The sequence below is a fragment of the Leisingera sp. ANG-M6 genome (assembly GCF_000813905.1).
In the GTDB taxonomy this organism is placed as follows: Bacteria; Pseudomonadota; Alphaproteobacteria; order Rhodobacterales; family Rhodobacteraceae; genus Leisingera.
Genome location: NZ_JWLG01000011.1, coordinates 17,527 through 33,821 on the forward strand (window position 1 = coordinate 17,527; position 16,295 = coordinate 33,821).

The 16,295-nt window shown below is 63.4% G+C and carries 13 protein-coding genes; 6 read left to right on the forward strand and 7 right to left on the reverse strand.

Features of this window, described 5'->3' with window-relative positions:
- Window positions 1–2: 2 nt before the first annotated feature.
- Window positions 3–914: an oxygen-dependent tRNA uridine(34) hydroxylase TrhO gene (gene trhO, locus RA24_RS08480; protein ID WP_039190972.1), complete on the reverse strand. Its 912-nt coding sequence runs from the start codon at window positions 912–914 to the stop codon at window positions 3–5.
- A 177-nt stretch (window positions 915–1,091) separates the two neighbouring features.
- Between trhO and pncA the strand changes: the two genes are divergently transcribed.
- From pncA to pncB, 3 genes are all read left to right on the forward strand, one after another.
- The gene (pncA, locus tag RA24_RS08485; protein WP_039190974.1) at window positions 1,092–1,688 is read left to right on the forward strand and encodes a bifunctional nicotinamidase/pyrazinamidase; all 597 of its coding nucleotides are present in this window, start codon (window positions 1,092–1,094) and stop codon (window positions 1,686–1,688) included.
- A gap of 69 nt (window positions 1,689–1,757) precedes the next feature.
- Entirely contained in the window at window positions 1,758–4,019 is a 2,262-nt protein-coding gene (locus RA24_RS08490; protein ID WP_039190976.1) for an ATP-binding protein, read from the forward strand.
- A 62-nt stretch (window positions 4,020–4,081) separates the two neighbouring features.
- On the forward strand, window positions 4,082–5,371 hold the full coding sequence (pncB, locus tag RA24_RS08495; RefSeq protein ID WP_039146842.1) for a nicotinate phosphoribosyltransferase: 1,290 nt from the start codon (window positions 4,082–4,084) through the stop codon (window positions 5,369–5,371).
- 120 nt (window positions 5,372–5,491) lie between these two features.
- On the opposite strand, the gene RA24_RS08500 is transcribed toward pncB, so the two are convergent.
- The 4 genes from RA24_RS08500 to RA24_RS08515 all read right to left on the reverse strand — a co-directional run bounded on the left by RA24_RS08500 (window position 5,492) and on the right by RA24_RS08515 (window position 10,442).
- Window positions 5,492–6,943, reverse strand: a complete 1,452-nt coding sequence (locus RA24_RS08500) for an aldehyde dehydrogenase family protein (protein WP_039190978.1) — start codon at window positions 6,941–6,943, stop codon at window positions 5,492–5,494.
- Complete coding sequence (locus tag RA24_RS08505; protein ID WP_039190979.1) at window positions 6,936–8,543, reverse strand: ABC transporter ATP-binding protein; 1,608 nt, start codon at window positions 8,541–8,543, stop codon at window positions 6,936–6,938. The genes RA24_RS08500 and RA24_RS08505 overlap by 8 nt, the downstream gene beginning before the upstream one ends.
- The gene (locus RA24_RS08510; RefSeq protein WP_039190981.1) at window positions 8,540–9,355 is read right to left on the reverse strand and encodes an ABC transporter permease; all 816 of its coding nucleotides are present in this window, start codon (window positions 9,353–9,355) and stop codon (window positions 8,540–8,542) included. The genes RA24_RS08505 and RA24_RS08510 overlap by 4 nt, the downstream gene beginning before the upstream one ends.
- A 139-nt stretch (window positions 9,356–9,494) precedes the next feature.
- Complete coding sequence (locus tag RA24_RS08515) at window positions 9,495–10,442, reverse strand: ABC transporter permease (protein WP_039190983.1); 948 nt, start codon at window positions 10,440–10,442, stop codon at window positions 9,495–9,497.
- Between the two features lie 140 nt (window positions 10,443–10,582).
- Between RA24_RS08515 and RA24_RS08520 the strand changes: the two genes are divergently transcribed.
- Window positions 10,583–11,704: an acetoin utilization protein AcuC gene (locus tag RA24_RS08520; RefSeq protein WP_152612823.1), complete on the forward strand. Its 1,122-nt coding sequence runs from the start codon at window positions 10,583–10,585 to the stop codon at window positions 11,702–11,704.
- 39 nt (window positions 11,705–11,743) lie between these two features.
- Here the strand turns inward: RA24_RS08520 and RA24_RS08525 are convergent, their stop codons facing one another.
- Window positions 11,744–12,706 carry a hypothetical protein gene (locus RA24_RS08525; RefSeq protein WP_237754592.1) on the reverse strand — a complete coding sequence of 321 codons (963 nt, stop codon included), beginning with the start codon at window positions 12,704–12,706 and terminating at the stop codon, window positions 11,744–11,746.
- Window positions 12,707–12,892: 186 nt separating this feature from the next.
- Entirely contained in the window at window positions 12,893–14,371 is a 1,479-nt protein-coding gene (locus RA24_RS08530; RefSeq protein ID WP_039190988.1) for an ABC transporter substrate-binding protein, read from the reverse strand.
- Between the two features lie 167 nt (window positions 14,372–14,538).
- Here RA24_RS08530 and panB point away from each other — a divergent pair, with 167 nt between their 5' ends.
- Together panB and panC are read left to right on the forward strand one after the other, a co-directional pair.
- Window positions 14,539–15,369, forward strand: a complete 831-nt coding sequence (panB, locus tag RA24_RS08535) for a 3-methyl-2-oxobutanoate hydroxymethyltransferase (RefSeq protein WP_039190990.1) — start codon at window positions 14,539–14,541, stop codon at window positions 15,367–15,369.
- 8 nt (window positions 15,370–15,377) lie between these two features.
- Window positions 15,378–16,238: a pantoate--beta-alanine ligase gene (gene panC, locus RA24_RS08540; protein WP_039191121.1), complete on the forward strand. Its 861-nt coding sequence runs from the start codon at window positions 15,378–15,380 to the stop codon at window positions 16,236–16,238.
- The last annotated feature ends 57 nt before the right edge of the window (window positions 16,239–16,295 follow it).

Below are 16,295 nucleotides of genomic sequence, written 5' to 3' on the forward strand. Positions count from 1 at the left end.
ACCTACAGCGGAATGCTGCCCAGGTGCTCCTCGCCGCGCGCGCGGGCCAGCTGCATCTGCTTCTGCCGCTCGCGGAACCGCACTTTGTCTTCTTCCGAGGTCTGATCAATGCACAGGTGGCAGCTGACACCCTGTTCGAACTCGGGCCGCGCCTTGTCCTCGGGCAGGATCGGGCGGCGGCAGCCGTGGCACAGCTCATGCGGGCCTTCGACCAGCCCGTGGCCGACCGACACCCGGTTGTCGAAGACAAAGCATTCACCTTCCCAGGTGCTGTTGTCCGCCGGCATTTCCTCCAGATAGCGCAGGATACCGCCTTTCAGGTGATAGACATCCTCCACCCCCTGGCCGAGCAGGTAGTTGGTCGACTTCTCGCAGCGGATGCCGCCGGTGCAGAACATCGCAACCCGCTTGTTGTGGAAGCGGTCCTTGTTCTCCTCCCACCAGGCTGGGAAATCGCGGAAGCTCTCGGTCTTGGGGTCGATCGCCCCCTCGAAGGTGCCAATGGCCACTTCGTAATCGTTGCGGGTGTCGATCAGCACCACATCGTCCTGCCGGATCAGGTCGTTCCACTCTTCCGGCTCAACGTAATGCCCGACGGATGCCAGCGGATCGACGTCCGGCTGGCCCATCGTGACGATCTCTTTCTTCAGCCGCACCTTCATCTTGCCAAAGGGCGGCACAGCAGCGGTGGCCTCTTTCCATTCCAGCCCCGCACAGCCCGGCAGCAACTTGATATGCGCCAGCACCGCGTCGATGCCGGCCCGCGGGCCTGCAATGGTGCCATTGATCCCCTCCTGCGCCAGCAGCAATGAGCCTTTGACGTCCTGCGCCTGGCACAGGTCCAGCAGCGCCGGCCGGATCGCGGCAGGATCGGGGAAACGGGTGAAGTGATAGAGGGCAGCAATCGTGTACATGCCCCGCCCTTAGAACCAAGCGCGCGGGTTTTCAAGTCAAAGAACCCGCCCCGCTACACCAATAAAACAAGGGCTTTGGATGCATGTTTTTGTCTTGCGTCTGCGCCATCGTGCAGCAACAGTTCCCATGACCCGCACACACCGCTAGATATTGTGTGCCCAGCATAGGAGATGCCGATGACCCAGGCCCTGATCGTTGTCGATGTGCAAAACGATTTCTGCCCCGGCGGCGCGCTGGCGGTGCCCGGCGGGGATGAGGTCGTGGCCCCGATCAATGCGATGATGGACCGCTTCGATGCGGTCATACTCACGCAGGACTGGCACCCGGCGGGGCATTCCTCTTTTGCCTCCTCGCACCCGGGAAAAGCGCTGTTTGACACCACAGAGATGCCCTATGGCCCCCAGGTTCTGTGGCCGGATCACTGCGTGCAAGGCACTGAGGGGGCGGCCTTTCATAAGGATCTGCGCACCGATGGCGATCTGATTATCCGCAAGGGATTCAGGCCCGTGATCGACAGCTATTCCGGTTTCTTCGAGAACGACCAGACCACGCCCACCGGGCTGGAGGGATACCTGCGCAGCCGCGGTATCACGGATCTGACACTGGCCGGGCTTGCCACCGATTTCTGCGTTGCCTTCACCGCACTGGATGCGGCACGGCTGGGGTTCGGCGTGACCGTGCAACTGTCTGCCTGCCGCGCCATTGATCTGGATGGCTCTCTCAAGGCGGCTTTGGCGCAAATGGAGCAGGCAGGGGTGAAATTGCAATCCTGAGTTGAAGTTTCCAAATATTAACCAGTTACACATAACACTGGCAGGGAGTCCGGACAGCAAGGCTGACTGATGAACATAGGGAAAGGGCCGGCTGACGGCCCATTGGCCAGCTATGAAAGGAAGTACAGCTCGTTTGAGCTGATGATGCGCTATGCCAAGGGGCGCTATAAAACTTTCTGGCCGCGCCAGGTCTTTGTTTTCGGAATTTGCGTGCTGCTCGGCCTGGCGACCGACATGAGGATTGCCGCCCTGGCGTTCACAGCAGCCCTGATTGGTGACATCGCAGATAGTTTCTGCCTGTGGCGCCTTGCAGCCCTGGCGGCCAGAGACATTCCTGAAGCCAGGCTGCGGCTGCTGACGACCCTGTCCGCCGCGGTTTATGGCGCGGGAATGAGCATCTGCGCCACGCTGCCATACTGGCCCTGGGTAGAGGCCGGCGTTGATACCGATCACCATCTCGACATTCTGTTCACCATTGCCTTCCTTGCCGGCATTGCGATGAACGCCGCAATCACCCTGCCGTACCACCGCCCGGCCTCAGTCGTCTGGATGGTTTTCTTTTGTGCGGTGCCTGCTGCGATGCTCGGTGTCGATTTGGTGGAGGGCGGCGGCTTTACCACCGAATGGCAGTTGCATGCTGTTGGTATCGTGACCTTGACCGGTTTCATGTTCTGGCTGGCCGCCTACGGCCGCCGCACCTTTGAAAACACCCGCCAGTACAATCTTGCCACCGCCACCCAGCAGCAGGAGCTGGAGGCGGCAAATGCCCGCTTGCAGGATCAGCGGATGGAGGCCCGGCGCCTGGCGCTGGTCGCTGAAAACGCCAATGACAGCGTGATGCTGATGGACCGGGAGGGGCGGATCACCTGGGTCAATGACAGTTTCACCCGCATCACGGGCTATTCCTTTGACGAGGCGCTGGGCCAAATGCCCGGCGATCTTCTGAACAGCGGTGAAACCGATCCCGGGACAATCAAGATGCTGCAGGACAGTATCCGCTACGCCCAGCCGGTCCGGGTTGAAATCCGCAACCGCCGCAAGGACGGGCGCAAGGTCTGGATCGAAACCAGCCAGGTGCCGATGCTGAACAGCGACGGCAAACTGGAAACCCTGATCGCCGTCGAACGCGACATTACCGCCGCCAAGGAACACGCCCGGCAGCTGGAAAAGGCCCGCATCGCGGCAGAGGAGGGCGCCCGCGCCAAATCGGACTTCCTGGCCACCATGAGCCACGAAATCCGCACCCCGATGAACGGGGTGATCGGCATGGCGCAGCTTCTGCGCGACAGCGGCCTCAGCAAGGAACAGGCGCTTTATGCCGATACCATTCTCAGTTCCGCCGACATGCTGCTGGCTCTGATCAACGATGTGCTCGACTTCTCCAAGATGGACGCGGAGGAACTCACCCTCAGCCCGGTGAACTTCGACCCCCGCAGCTGTTTTGAAACCTCCATCCGCCTGCTGCAGGCCCAGGCGGACGCCAAGGGACTGGACCTGGCGCTGGAGATCCAGGAGGATCTGCCTGCACAGCTGCACGGCGACGACCGGCGAATCCGGCAGATCCTGATGAATCTCGCGGGCAACGCCATCAAGTTCACCAAGCAGGGCCGGGTGGCGGTTGCGCTGGGCGGCACGCCTGCAGCCGGCGGGTATGAGCTGACCTTCACGGTGACAGACACCGGTATCGGCATCGCCGAGGACAAGCTGGGTGAAGTCTTCGAACGGTTCTCGCAGGCAGACGCCGCCATCAGCCGCCGCTTTGGCGGCACCGGTCTCGGGCTGGCGATCTCCCGCCGCCTGGCAGAGGCGATGGGCGGCGGCATTGCGGTGTCCTCAGAATTGGGCACAGGCTCCTGCTTTGCAGTTCGGCTGCACCTGCAGGACGCGCAGGCAGAAAGCGCCGCGCAGACGGAACCTGCAGCGCCAAGCGCCCCAGCGGCGCTGGACGGGCTGCGTGTGCTGGTGGCCGAAGACAACGCCGTGAACCGGCTGCTGGTGGAAAAATTCCTGAACGCATTGCCGGTAGAGCTGACCTTCGCCGAAAATGGCCGCGAGGCGGTGGCAAAGTTTGAGGAATTCGTGCCGGATGTCATCCTGATGGATATGTCGATGCCGGAAATGGACGGGCTGGAAGCCACCCGCGCTATCCGCGCGCTGGCCCGGCCGCAGCCGTTGATTGTGGCGCTGACCGCCAACGCCTTCGACTCCGACCGCAAGGCCTGCCTGGCTGCGGGTATGGACGACTTCATGAGCAAGCCAATCAGCAAGCCCAAGCTGCTGGACCTGCTGGCCCGGCTGGCACCGCAGGCGCAAAGACGCCGCGCGGGCTGACCGCCTTGCCCCGGCTGCCGGGCTGTCCTATCAATCAGTGACCCTTATGCACGAGGCCGACGGTGGATATCGCAACCCGCGTCTACAATCACAAATGGAAGATCGACCCGATCGTCCGGTCGCTGATTGATACTGATTTCTATAAACTTCTGATGTGCCAGTCGGTGTTCCGCAACAAGCCGGACACCACTGTCACCTTCTCGCTAATCAACCGCTCCGCGCAGGTGCCGCTCGCAAAACTGATCGACGAGGGCGAGCTGCGCGAACAGCTGGACCACATCCGTTCGCTGTCCCTTTCCCGCGGCGAAAGCACCTGGCTGCGGGGCAACACCTTCTATGGCAAGCGACAGATGTTCCGCCCTGATTTCATGGAATGGTTCGAGGGGCTGCGCCTGCCGCCCTACCACCTGGAGCGCAAGGGCGATCAGTATGAGCTGACGTTTGAGGGCAAATGGCACGAGGTGATGCTGTGGGAAATCCCGGCGCTCGCAGTGCTGATGGAGCTGCGCAGCCGCGCAGTGATCAACAGCATGGGCCGGTTTGAACTGCAGGTGCTTTACGCCCGCGCCATGACCCGGGTCTGGGAAAAGATCGAACGCCTGCGCGAGGTGGAGGGCCTGACCATCGCCGATTTTGGCACCCGCCGCCGCCACTCCTTCCTCTGGCAGGACTGGTGCGTGCAGGCGATGATCGAGGGGCTGGGAGAGAAATTCACCGGCACCTCCAACTGCCTCATCGCCATGCGCCGCGAGGTGGAGGCGATCGGCACCAACGCGCACGAGCTGCCGATGGTCTATTCCGCGCTGGCCGGCAGTGATGCGGAACTGGCGCAGGCCCCCTATGACGTGCTGTCCGACTGGCATGACGAGCACGAGGGCAACCTGCGCATCATCCTGCCTGACACCTATGGTACTCAGGGCTTCCTCGACCGCGCGCCGGACTGGCTGGCCGGCTGGACCGGTATCCGCATCGACAGCGGCGACCCGGCCAAAGGCGCCGAGGTGGCGATCAACTGGTGGAAGGCGCGCGGCGAGGACCCGGCAGAGAAACGGGTGATCTTTTCAGACGGCCTCGACGTGCAGCAGATCCAGGACCTGCACGCGCAGTTCTCGGGCCGCACCAAGGTTTCCTTTGGCTGGGGCACGCTCTTGACCAACGACTTCCGCAAGCTGGTGCCGGATGACGCGCTGGCGCCGTTCTCGCTGGTGTGCAAGGCGGTTGCGGCCAACGGGCGACCCACGGTGAAGCTGTCCGACAACCCGGAAAAGGCGATGGGTCCGGCAGAGGAAATCGCCCGCTACAAGCGTGTTTTCGGTGTCGGAGAGCAGGAACGGCAGGCGGTAATCGTTTGATAACACTTCGCCGGTCTAGCGGCGGTTTTCCTGCTAAGCAGCATAATTAGTGGCAGCCTCTCTGCCCCAATGTTTCGCGCGCGAAACATTGGCGTAATAGTGCTGACCTAATTTTCTGCCCTAACCGTGATGCGCTGCCACGGTCTTCAGTTGCGAGAAACCGTAGAGCGCCTCAAACCCTTTTTCCCGCCCGTGGCCGGATTTTCCGACCCCGCCAAACGGCAGCTCCACCCCGCCGCCGGCGCCGTAGTTGTTGAGGAAAACCTGGCCCGCGCGCAGTCGTTTCGCCAGCCGCATCTGCCGCGCTCCGTCGCGGGTCCAGACGCTGGCGACCAACCCGTAGTCGGTGGCATTGGCAATCCTCAGTGCGTCCTCCTCGGTGTCAAAGGGGATCAGCACCTGCACCGGGCCAAAAATCTCTTCCCGCGCCAGCACATGATCCTCCGGCACATCGGCAAACAGGGTGGGGCGCACATAGGCGCCGCTTTCCGGGGCGTGCTCCACTATTGCCCCTTGCGCCGCCACCGGCAGGTCCGCGCCTTGTTTCAGATAGTCCTCGACAATCTGCTTCTGCCGGCTGGAAATCAGCGGCCCGACCCGCAGGTCCTCTGACGCCGGCCCCACGGTCAGTGCGCCATAGGCCGCTGCCATCCGTGCCTTCACGTCTTCATACACTCCGCGCTGGACCAGGATACGCGAGGAGGCGGAACAGGTCTGGCCCGCGTTCTGAATGCCGGCGTTTACCAAAAACGGCAGTGCGGCATCCAGATCGGCATCGTCAAACACCAGCTGCGGGGACTTGCCGCCCAGCTCCAGCGTGACCGGCACTACATTGGCCCCTGCCGCCTGCTGGACCAGCGCACCGGTTCTGACCGAGCCGGTGAAGGAGATATGATGCACACCGGGATGCGCCGCCAGTGCCGCCCCGGCTTCAGCCCCCAGGCCCGGTACCACGTTCAGGGCACCCGCGGGCAGCCCGGCCTCCATGGCGATATGGGCGAACGCCAGCGCTGTCAGGCAGGCCTCCTCCGCGGGTTTCAGTACGCAGGCGTTGCCCATCGCCAGTGCGGCGCCGACAGAGCGGCCGATGATCTGCATCGGGTAATTCCAGGGCACGATATGCCCCGTCACCCCATGCGGCTCGCGCAGGGTATAGACGGTGTAGCCATCGAGATAGGGGATGGTCTCCCCCATCACCTTGTCCGCCGCGCCGCCGTAGAACTCGCAATAGCGCGCCAGCGCCACCGCATCGGCGCGCGCCTGGGTCAGCGGCTTGCCCACGTCCATCGCCTCGATCGCGGCCAGCAGGTCCACCCGTTCCAGCACGAATTGGCCGATGCGGGTCAGGATGCGGCCCCGCTCCAATGCAGTCATGCGGCCCCATTCGCCGTCCAGCGCCGCCTCTGCTTCCAGCACCGCGGCCTCGATATCCGCCGCGCCGCCGCGGGGGATCTGGCAGATTTTGCTGCCGTCCGACGGGTTCACCAGCGGCAGAGTGCCGCCGCTGGCCGCGGGCAGCCACTTGCCGCCAATCAGGCAAAGCGCAGGATCGAACCAGAGGGGATCAGACATGTTGGGTGCTCCTTTCGGGATCGGAGAGGTCGGGCAGCACCGGCGCTGCGGCGATCAGCTGGCAGGTGTAGGGGTGCTGGGGATCGCTGAACACGGCTTCGGTTTCGCCCTGCTCCACGATCTCCCCGTTCTGCATCACCAGGCAGCGGTCGGTGACCGTGCGCACCACGCTCAGGTCGTGGCTGATGAACAGATAGGTGAGGGAATAGGCTGCGCACAGCTCCGCCAGCAGGTCGAGGATACGGGCGCGGACCGAAACGTCGAGGGCTGAGACCGCCTCGTCAAAGATGATCAGCTCCGGCCGTGTGATCAGGGCGCGGGCGATGGCGATGCGCTGGCGCTGGCCGCCGGAGAACTGGTGAATGTACTTGCCGGCATCCTCCGGCTTTAGCCCGACTGCGGAGAGTGTTTCGGCAATCAGATCCCTGCGCACCACCCCTGCCGGTGGATCTGGCAATGTGTGGAACGGCTCAGTAATCAGCCGATCCACGCGGTGGCGCGGGTTGAAGCTGCCGTAGGGGTCCTGAAACACCACCTGAATTTTTCGCCGGCTCGCAGGCTTCAGGTGAGTCGTCACGGGTTCCCCGTCCAGCCGGATTTCTCCGCCCTGCAGCGGTTCCAAGCCTAGAATTGCCTTTGTTAGGGTCGATTTTCCGCAGCCCGATTCACCCACCAGCCCCAGCCGCTCGCCGCGGTTCAGGGTGAAGGAGACATCGTTCACGGCGCGGAAGCTGCCAGGTTTGGCAAACAGCGAGGGGCGCGGGGTCTTGTAGTCGCGTATCGCGTTGCGGACCTCCAGCAGCGGTGCCGGGGCAGGTGGTTCCGACAGCGCCACTTGATGGTTTGAGGCTTCAAACAGCATCCGAGTGTAGGGGTGGCGCATGTTGCGCAAAAGCCAGTCCGTTTGGCCGGTCTCCACCACCTCGCCCTGGCGCATGACGACAATCCGGTCCGCCAGATCCGCCACCACCGCCAGGTCATGAGTGATGATCAGCAATCCCATGCCATAGTCCTGCACCAGATCCTTGAGCAGAGCCAGGATCTGCGCCTGGGTGGTCACGTCCAGCGCGGTGGTCGGTTCATCCGCGATCAGCAGTTTCGGGCGCAGGGCGATGGCCATGGCGATCACCACCCGCTGGCGCTGGCCGCCTGACAATTCATGCGGATAGCGCGACAGCGGAAAGCGGTCCTGAGGCAGCCCGACCCGCTCCAGCACCTCGCGGGCGCGGGCCTCGGCCTTCTCGCGCGGCATTGCCTTGTGGATCAGGATGGTTTCCATCACCTGTTCGCCGATGGTCTTCACGGGATTGAGCGCGGTCATCGGCTCTTGGAACACCATGCCGATGGACTGGCCGCGGATGGCGCACATCTGCGCCTCGGACTGCTCCAGCAGCTGGGTGCCGTCCAGGGTGATATAGCCGCGGGCCTCCGCCAGATCCGGCAGCAGCTGCATGATGGCGAGTGCGGTCATCGACTTGCCGGAGCCGCTCTCGCCGGTGACGGCAACAATCTGGCCCGGATCAACGTGAAAGGAGACGTCCTTCAGCACTTGGAAGGCGCCGATGCTGACCGACAGATTGGTGACATCCAACAGGGTCATGCGCGCGCCACCCTCAATTTCGGATCCAGATAGTCGCGCAGGCCGTCGCCCAGCAGGTTCAGCCCCAGCACGGTCAGGATGATGGCCATGCCGGGCACCAGGGCCAGATGCGGGGCAAAGCTGACCATGGTCTGCGCATCGGCCAGCATCCGCCCCCAGCTGGGCGTGGGCGGCTGCGCGCCAAGGCCGACATAGCTGAGGCCCGCCTCCGCCAGAATGCCGAGCGAAAACTGGATGGTGCCCTGCACGATCAGCAGGTTCATGACGTTTGGCAGGATATGCTCAGCTGATATGCGCGCCGAGCCCTTGCCTGCGACCCGCGCGGCCAGGATGAACTCCCGCTCCCACAGGGACAGCGCCGCGCCGCGGGTGATGCGGGCAAAGACGGGGATGTTGAAGATGCCGATGGCGATGATGGCGTTGACGGCGCCTGCGCCCAGAACGGCGGTGATCAGGATGGCGATCACCAGCGAGGGGAAGGCGAAGACCAGATCATTGCCGCGCATGATCAGTTCATCCAGCCACGATCCCTTGCGCGCGGCTGCTGCCAGCCCCAGCGGCACGCCCGCGCCCATGCCAATGCCAACCGCCACCAGGGCGACGGCGATGGAGGTGCGGGCGCCCACCATGATCATCGACATCAGGTCGCGGCCGAAATGATCAGTGCCCAGCCAGTGCTGCGCATTTGGTGTCTGCAGCTTGCCCGGGATGTTCATCGCCGCGTGGTCAAATGGTGTCCAGATGAAAGACAGTGCCGCTAGTAGCAGCACCAGCGATGACAGCACGGCGCCAAGGATCAGGTTGCGGGTCATCTATCGCCTCCAACGGCTTCAATGAACCGAGGGACGCGCCCGAGCCTGGGTGGGTGCGAAGCGCCCTCCCGGGGGGAGGGGAGGGCGCGGCCCGGCGTTGCCGGGCCAAGAGACAGAGGTGGTTTTCCATATTTCCGTGTCATGTCCGGCTCCTCAGACGCGGATCGACCAGCGCATAGGCGAGATCGACCAGGAAATTCACCGTGATGACAGCAAAGACCAAGAGCATCACCACCGACTCCACCACGATCAGATCGCGCGAGGAGATCGCCTGGAATACCAGCCGTCCGAGGCCGGGCAGGTAGAACACCTGCTCAATGATGATGGCGCCTGCCAGCAGGAAGGAGAACTGCAGCCCGATGATGGTCAGCACCGGGATCAGGGCGTTGCGTACCCCGTGCCGCCACAGCGCCTGACGGCGGCTGAGGCCCTTGGCGCGGGCGGTGCGCATGAAATCCTCGCCCAGGATATCCAGCAGCGCTGACCGCATCACCCGGGTCAGGATCGCCGCCTGCGGCAGGGCCAGCGCGATGGCGGGCAGGGTGAGCGCATGGAGGCCCGCTCTAAGCCCCGCGTCCCAGCCCGGAAACCCGCCGGCGCCGAACCAGCGCAGGTTGATGGCAAAGATCAGGACCAGCATCATCGCAAACCAGAAGTTCGGCACCGCGACGCCCAGCTGGGTTGCTCCCATCACCGCCATATCGCCCGGCTTGCCGCGGCGGGCGGCGGCATAGATGCCGGCAGGGAAGGCGATCAGCGTCGACAGCGTCAGCGCATAAAGCGCCAGCGGCAGCGATACCCACAGCCGGTCTGCGATCATTCCCGCCACCGGCGTGCGGTAGGTATAGGAGGTGCCGAAGTCGCCACTCAGCATGCCTGCGGCCCAGCTGAGATAGCGGGCCAGTTTGCCCTGATCCAGCCCCAGCTCTGTCCGCAGGGCGGCGACGGTATCGGGCTGCGCGTTGACCCCCAGCATGAAGGAAGCCGGATCACCCGGAGCCACCTCCACCACGAGGAAAATCACCAGCGAGGCAACAGCCAGGCTGAGGATCAGCGACACCAGGCGTTTCAGGGCATAACGCAGCATGGCTGCCACGTTAGGAGCCGGCGGAGGACGGGTCTAGTCTGCGGCAGAACGAAACCGGAGAAGGCAGGCAAAAAAGGCGCAACGTCAAAGGGTTGAGGTGTGCCCTTTGGCATCCGGCAGAAACCGGCTATCACTGGGCCATGCTGTCCCGCCCCTTGTTCATCGGATCCGAAATCTACCGCGGCTCCTCCTATGGCCGCACCCATCCCTTGCGGGTGCCGCGGGTCTCCACCGTGATGGACCTGTCGCGTGCACTGGGCTGGCTGCCGGATGAGGTCTATGTAAATTCCCCCCGGGCCAGGCCTGCGGCGCTGGCTGCGTGGCATACGCCCGAATATATCGCTGCGCTGCAGGCGGCGGAGGCGGCGCAGGAGGTGAGCGCGGAAGTCCGGGCGCGGCATCATCTCGGCACCATTTCCAATCCTGTATTTCCGGAAGTCTTCCGCCGTCCGGCCACCGCCGCCGGCGGGTCTATTCTGGCGGGGGAGCTGCTGGCCGGGGGCGGTATCGTCTACAACCCGGCGGGCGGCACTCATCACGGGATGCCGGACCGCGCCAACGGGTTTTGCTACTTGAACGATCCGGTGCTGGCGATGCTGTCCCTGCGCCATCACGGCGCGCAACGGATCGCCTATGTGGACATCGACGCCCATCACGCCGACGGGGTGGAGCACGGCTTTGCCGGCGATCCTGACGTGCTGATGATCTCGGTGCACGAGGAAAACCTCTGGCCCAAGACCGGCAGGCTGAGCGATGACGCGGGCGGATCAGCGCTGAACCTGCCGGTGCCGCGCGGCTTCAACGATGATGAAATGGCCCATATCCGCGATGAATTGATCCTGCCCGCGGTAGAGGCGTTTGGCCCGGATGCCATCGTGCTGCAATGCGGGGCGGATGCCGTCACTGAAGACCCGCTGCCGCATCTGGATCTGTCGAACAACGCCCATTGGACGGTGGTGCGGGCGCTGATGGGGATGGCGCCGCGCTATCTGGTGCTGGGCGGCGGCGGCTATAACCCGTGGTCGGTCGGGCGGCTTTGGACCGGGGTCTGGGCCGCGCTGAACGGGTATGATGTGCCGGAGCGATTGCCTGCGGCGGGCGAAGCGGTGCTGCGCGGGCTGGAGTTCAACGGCAACCGGCTGGGCCGCAACCCGCCGGAGCATTGGTTCACGACGTTGCGCGACCAGCCGCGCGGTGGAGAGGTCCGGCAGGAAATCCGGGAGCGGGTGGCCTATCTGCGGAACAGGTATTTCAGGGGCTAGCGCAGCATTGGCAGAATGCCAGGCGCAGACTGTGTCCCGTTAAGACGTGACCAGAAACTTCAGCACCGCAAAGCCGACGATGGCCGCATAGCCGATGGGGTAGATCCACTTCAGCGCGTAGTTGTCGAGCTTCCGGGCCAGGGTCTCGCGCCCGGCCAGTTTAAGCCGGCGCAGCACCACGTTGAAGACGATGACCGCACCGGTGGCAAGGAACATCCACTGCAGGATGAAATCAAGAAAGGTCAGGTATCCCAGCTTAGGCAGGTCCGCTGAAATCGCCCAGTTGAACGCGACAAAGACCAGCAGGTTCGCACCTGAGATTTCGATCCGCTTGCGGTACTCGTCGAGGAAAAAGACCGACCAGCTGACAGCTATCAGCACGAGCATGGGGAGGAACACCCGGATCAGGTAGTAGGTGATGTGCCTGCTGCCTTCGAACACCAGCGTGATCTGGTCGCTGTCATTGCCGGAGATCCCTTCGGCGTTGGACTTGATCAGGCGTGCATTCCCAAGAATCCATTCCTCCTCGCCCAGCAGATCGCCCAGCCCAGAGTGGTCGTTCAGGGGGTAGTAGCTCACGAATTCCGCAGGCAGAACTGAGGCGACTTCGAATTGAAACCGCTGGGTGTCGAACGGGTATTTTCTGAAATCGAAATACGGGGCCTGCAGCGTCAGCGAGGATTTTTCAACATAGACCACATGGCCGTCTGAGCGGACACCGGCTGCGGATTGGTGGATCCAGCGGTTGGATTGCTGGTTCTGGATCACGAAAACCGGGATGACTGCACCGGCAGACTTGGCGTAGTCCGCCAGCGCATCGGGCTGGAATATGCGGTAGTTCCGCCCGAACGCGCCGGCATCGAATGCCAGCGCCGGGTCTGTCCATTCGGCCCGGATGACCGCAACCGCCCCATAGTTTTCAGACTTCTGATCGACGTTGACGATCTGGTCGATCTTGATGCCGATGCCCACTTCCAGCGGGGCTTCGGGTTGTCCGGTCAAACCTTCCAGCCTGCCCGAAAGCTCCTGCTGTGCCCAGGCTGGCCAGGCAAGGCAGGAAAAACACACCGCAGCCAGAGCCAGAAGGCGGATGAGAGGCTGGAAGATACCGGAAACAATCATACTCAAGCTGCCAATTCACAAGGGAAACCGCGAAGCCCGGCCAGCGGGGGCTGCGCGGCAGTACTGTTACTCCGCCCAGCTTAGCGCGCTAAGGTCAATCGCGGCAGTGGGCGCGTTTTCCCACAGCCCTTGCAGCCCTGACTTGGCCACCCCCAGCTTGGCCAGCTGGAACAGGTAGCCGTTCACATAATCCGCCGCGATCACTTCCTGCGCCTCCTGAAGGATGGCGGTGCGGGTGTCCGGATCGGTGGAGGTATTCAGCTTTGTCATCAGCTCCTGGAACGGCTTGCTGTCATACTGGAAGTAATAGTCTGGCCGGGCATAGATGCCGATGTCCATTGGCTCGGTGTGACTGATGATCGTGAGGCCAAAGCTTTTGCCGCGGAACACGCTTTCCAGCCATTGCGCCCATTCGACGTTGATGATCTCGGCCTTGATGCCCACGGCGGCCAGCTGCGCGGCAACGATCTCACCGCCGCGGCGGGAGTAGGAGGTCGGCGGCAGGTGCAGGGTGGTCTCGAACCCATCCGGGAAACCCGCCTCCGCCAGCAGCGCCTTGGCCTGTTCCGGGTCGTATGAGGACATGCCGGTCAGATCCTTGTAGGCCGGGTGGTGCGGCGCGAAATGGGTGCCGATCGGGGTGCCGTATCCGAACATGGCGCCGTCGATGATCGCCTGCCGGTCGATGGCATGGGCCATGGCTTGCCGCACCCGGATGTCATCAAACGGCGGCTGCTTGTTGTTGGTGGACAAGATCGTTTCGCCCTCGGTCGAGCCGACCAGTACCTGGAACCGCGGGTCTGCGTCGAACTGCGGCAGGTTCTCCGGCGCCGGGAAGTTGTCAAAGGCGTCGATATCCTCGGCCATCATTGCGGCGAATGCAGCGGTGGGGTCGGAGATGAACTTGAAGGTGGCAGAGGCCAGTGCGGGCTGATCACCCCAGTAATCCGGATTGCGCGCCAGCGTAATGCGGTCTCCCTGCACCCATTCCTGGAAGGTATAGGCGCCGGTACCGACGGGATTGGTCTTGATGCCGTCAATGCTTTCCGGTGCCACGATCACCGCATCGCCCCAGGCGAGGTTGAACAGCAGGCTGCCGTTCGGTTCCTCCAGGGTGACTTGCACGGTCTGCGGGTCCAGTGCCTCCACCGAGCTGATCCCCTCGAACAGCGCCTTCTGCGCGTTGGTGCTGTCTTCAGCGCGGGCGCGGTCGAGCGAGAACTTCACGTCCGCCGCATCCAGTGCGCTTCCGTCGTGAAAACTCACGCCCTCGCGCAGTTTGAACGTATAGACCGTGCCGTCCTCAGAAATTTCCCAGCTTTCCGCCAGCCCCGGCACCACCGAGCCATCGCCCATGAAGCGCGTGAGCCCCTCGAAGACATTGCTGTAAACCACCGAGTCTATGGCCTGCGCGGCGGCGCTGGTCGGGTCCAGGTGCGGCGGCTCCAGCTGCAGGCCAATGGTGACGCTGTCCTTGGCCCAGGCGCCGCCCGCCAGCAGTGCCAGCGCGGAACTGGCGGCAAAAACAAAGGATCTGAAACCCATCTGAAATCTCCCTGTGTGCAATCTGCGGGCCTGAAAACGGCGCCTATTGGAAACGAGTTTCCCTGTTTCCCGTGCGTAATCAAGGCCGGGCGGCATTTCGCGCACTGGAAGCACGCGGCGTTAATTGGTAATCCGTGTCCACTCTAAGAACCGCGGACAGGACAGCCATGAGCGCGACAGCCAAGAAACAGGCGCCCAACGCCGAAGACATCCGTGCCTGCAAGGGCGGCACTCCTTTGGTGAGCCTGACGGCCTATACCACGCCGATGGCCCGGCTGATGGACAAGCACTGCGACTTCGTGCTGGTCGGCGACAGTGTCGGCATGGTGCTGCACGGGCTGACCTCCACCCTGGGCGTCACAATGGAGATGATGATCCTGCACGGCCAGGCGGTCGCGCGCGGTCTGAACCAGGCGATGCTGGTCATCGACATGCCGTTCGGGTCTTACGAGGAAGGCCCGCAGCAGGCGTTCCGCAACGCCGCCCGGCTGATGGCTGAAACCGGCTGCGCCGCGGTCAAGCTGGAAGGCGGCGTCGAGATGGCCGAAACCATCCGCTTCCTGGTCAAGCGCGGCATCCCGGTGATGGCGCATATTGGCCTCACGCCGCAGTCGATCAACACCCTGGGCGGCTACAAGGTGCAGGGGCGCGATGCGCAGGCTGATGCCGTGCTGGCCGATGCCCGCGCGGTGGCTGAGGCCGGGGCGTTTTCCGTGGTGCTGGAGAAGGTGCCGCAGAAACTGGCCGACAAGATTACCGCAGAGGTTGCAATTCCCACCATTGGCATCGGTGCCAGCGCCGGCTGTGACGGGCAGATCCTGGTGGTTGATGACATGCTGGGCTTCTTCACCGCGTTCAAGCCGAAATTCGTCAAACGCTACGCCGATCTTGGCCCGCTGGCTGAGGCCGGGATTGCCGAATACGCCGCCGAAGTGCGGGCACGCAGCTTCCCCGCAGCGGAGCATGTGTTCGCTGATCAAGCGCCTTCCAAAGGATGAGTGCCGGCATGACTGCTCCGATCCTGCGACGTCTGTCTGATTTGCGCGCCCAGACGGCAGACTGGCGCCGCAACGGTGAAACCATCGGCCTGGTGCCGACCATGGGCGCGCTGCACGCTGGCCATCTGTCGCTGGTGGAGGCCGCCAAACAGGCATGCGACCGCGTGATCGTGACCATCTTCGTGAACCCCAAGCAGTTCAACAATCCGGAAGATCTGGCGAACTACCCGCGTACCGAGAACGAGGACGCGGAGAAGCTTGCGCCCTACGGTGTTGACCTGATCTATGTGCCGGACCCGGACCAGATCTACCCTGACGGCTATGCCACCAATGTCTCGGTCGGCGGCAGCATCACCGCGGTGATGGAAGGCCCCTTCCGGCCCGGCCATTTCGATGGCGTCGCGACGGTGGTCGCCAAGCTGTTCCTGCAAACCAGCGCGGACAAGGCGTTTTTTGGCCAGAAGGATTACCAGCAGCTGATGGTGGTGACCCGCATGGCGCGCGATCTGGACATCCCGATTGAGGTCATTGGCTGCGAAACCGTGCGAGAGCCGTCGGGTCTTGCCATGTCCTCGCGCAACCTGCGGCTTTCGGAGGAGGCTTTGGCCAAAGCCGCCGCCCTTAACGCAGCGATGCGCGAAGCCGCCGCCAAGGCATCGGCGGGCGACTCCTGGGCGCCGCTGGAGGCCGCCGCGCGTCAGGCGCTGGCTGAGGCCGGTTTCGGTGATGTGGAATACTTCGACCTGCGCTGCGCCGAAACGCTGGAGGCGCTGGACACTCCAACCCGTCCGGCACGCCTGCTGGCCGCGGCCTGGAAGGATGGCATCCGCCTGATCGACAATATCGCAGTATCCAAACTAAATTTTTAGTAGGGGCTGGTAGCGGTAGCACCTTTGCGTTTATTGTCCCCGGTCAGAGGAGACTGG

Coding starts and splice junctions, on each gene's coding strand:
- pncA (WP_039190974.1), top strand. CDS start 1,092: ATGACCCAGGCCCTGATCGTTGTCGATGTGCAAAACGATTTCTGCCCC.
- RA24_RS08520 (WP_152612823.1), top strand. CDS start 10,583: ATGCTGTCCCGCCCCTTGTTCATCGGATCCGAAATCTACCGCGGCTCC.
- panC (WP_039191121.1), top strand. CDS start 15,378: ATGACTGCTCCGATCCTGCGACGTCTGTCTGATTTGCGCGCCCAGACG.
- RA24_RS08530 (WP_039190988.1), bottom strand. CDS start 14,371: ATGGGTTTCAGATCCTTTGTTTTTGCCGCCAGTTCCGCGCTGGCACTG.
- RA24_RS08515 (WP_039190983.1), bottom strand. CDS start 10,442: ATGCTGCGTTATGCCCTGAAACGCCTGGTGTCGCTGATCCTCAGCCTG.
- RA24_RS08505 (WP_039190979.1), bottom strand. CDS start 8,543: ATGACCCTGTTGGATGTCACCAATCTGTCGGTCAGCATCGGCGCCTTC.
- RA24_RS08490 (WP_039190976.1), top strand. CDS start 1,758: ATGAACATAGGGAAAGGGCCGGCTGACGGCCCATTGGCCAGCTATGAA.
- trhO (WP_039190972.1), bottom strand. CDS start 914: ATGTACACGATTGCTGCCCTCTATCACTTCACCCGTTTCCCCGATCCT.
- panB (WP_039190990.1), top strand. CDS start 14,539: ATGAGCGCGACAGCCAAGAAACAGGCGCCCAACGCCGAAGACATCCGT.
- RA24_RS08510 (WP_039190981.1), bottom strand. CDS start 9,355: ATGACCCGCAACCTGATCCTTGGCGCCGTGCTGTCATCGCTGGTGCTG.
- RA24_RS08500 (WP_039190978.1), bottom strand. CDS start 6,943: ATGTCTGATCCCCTCTGGTTCGATCCTGCGCTTTGCCTGATTGGCGGC.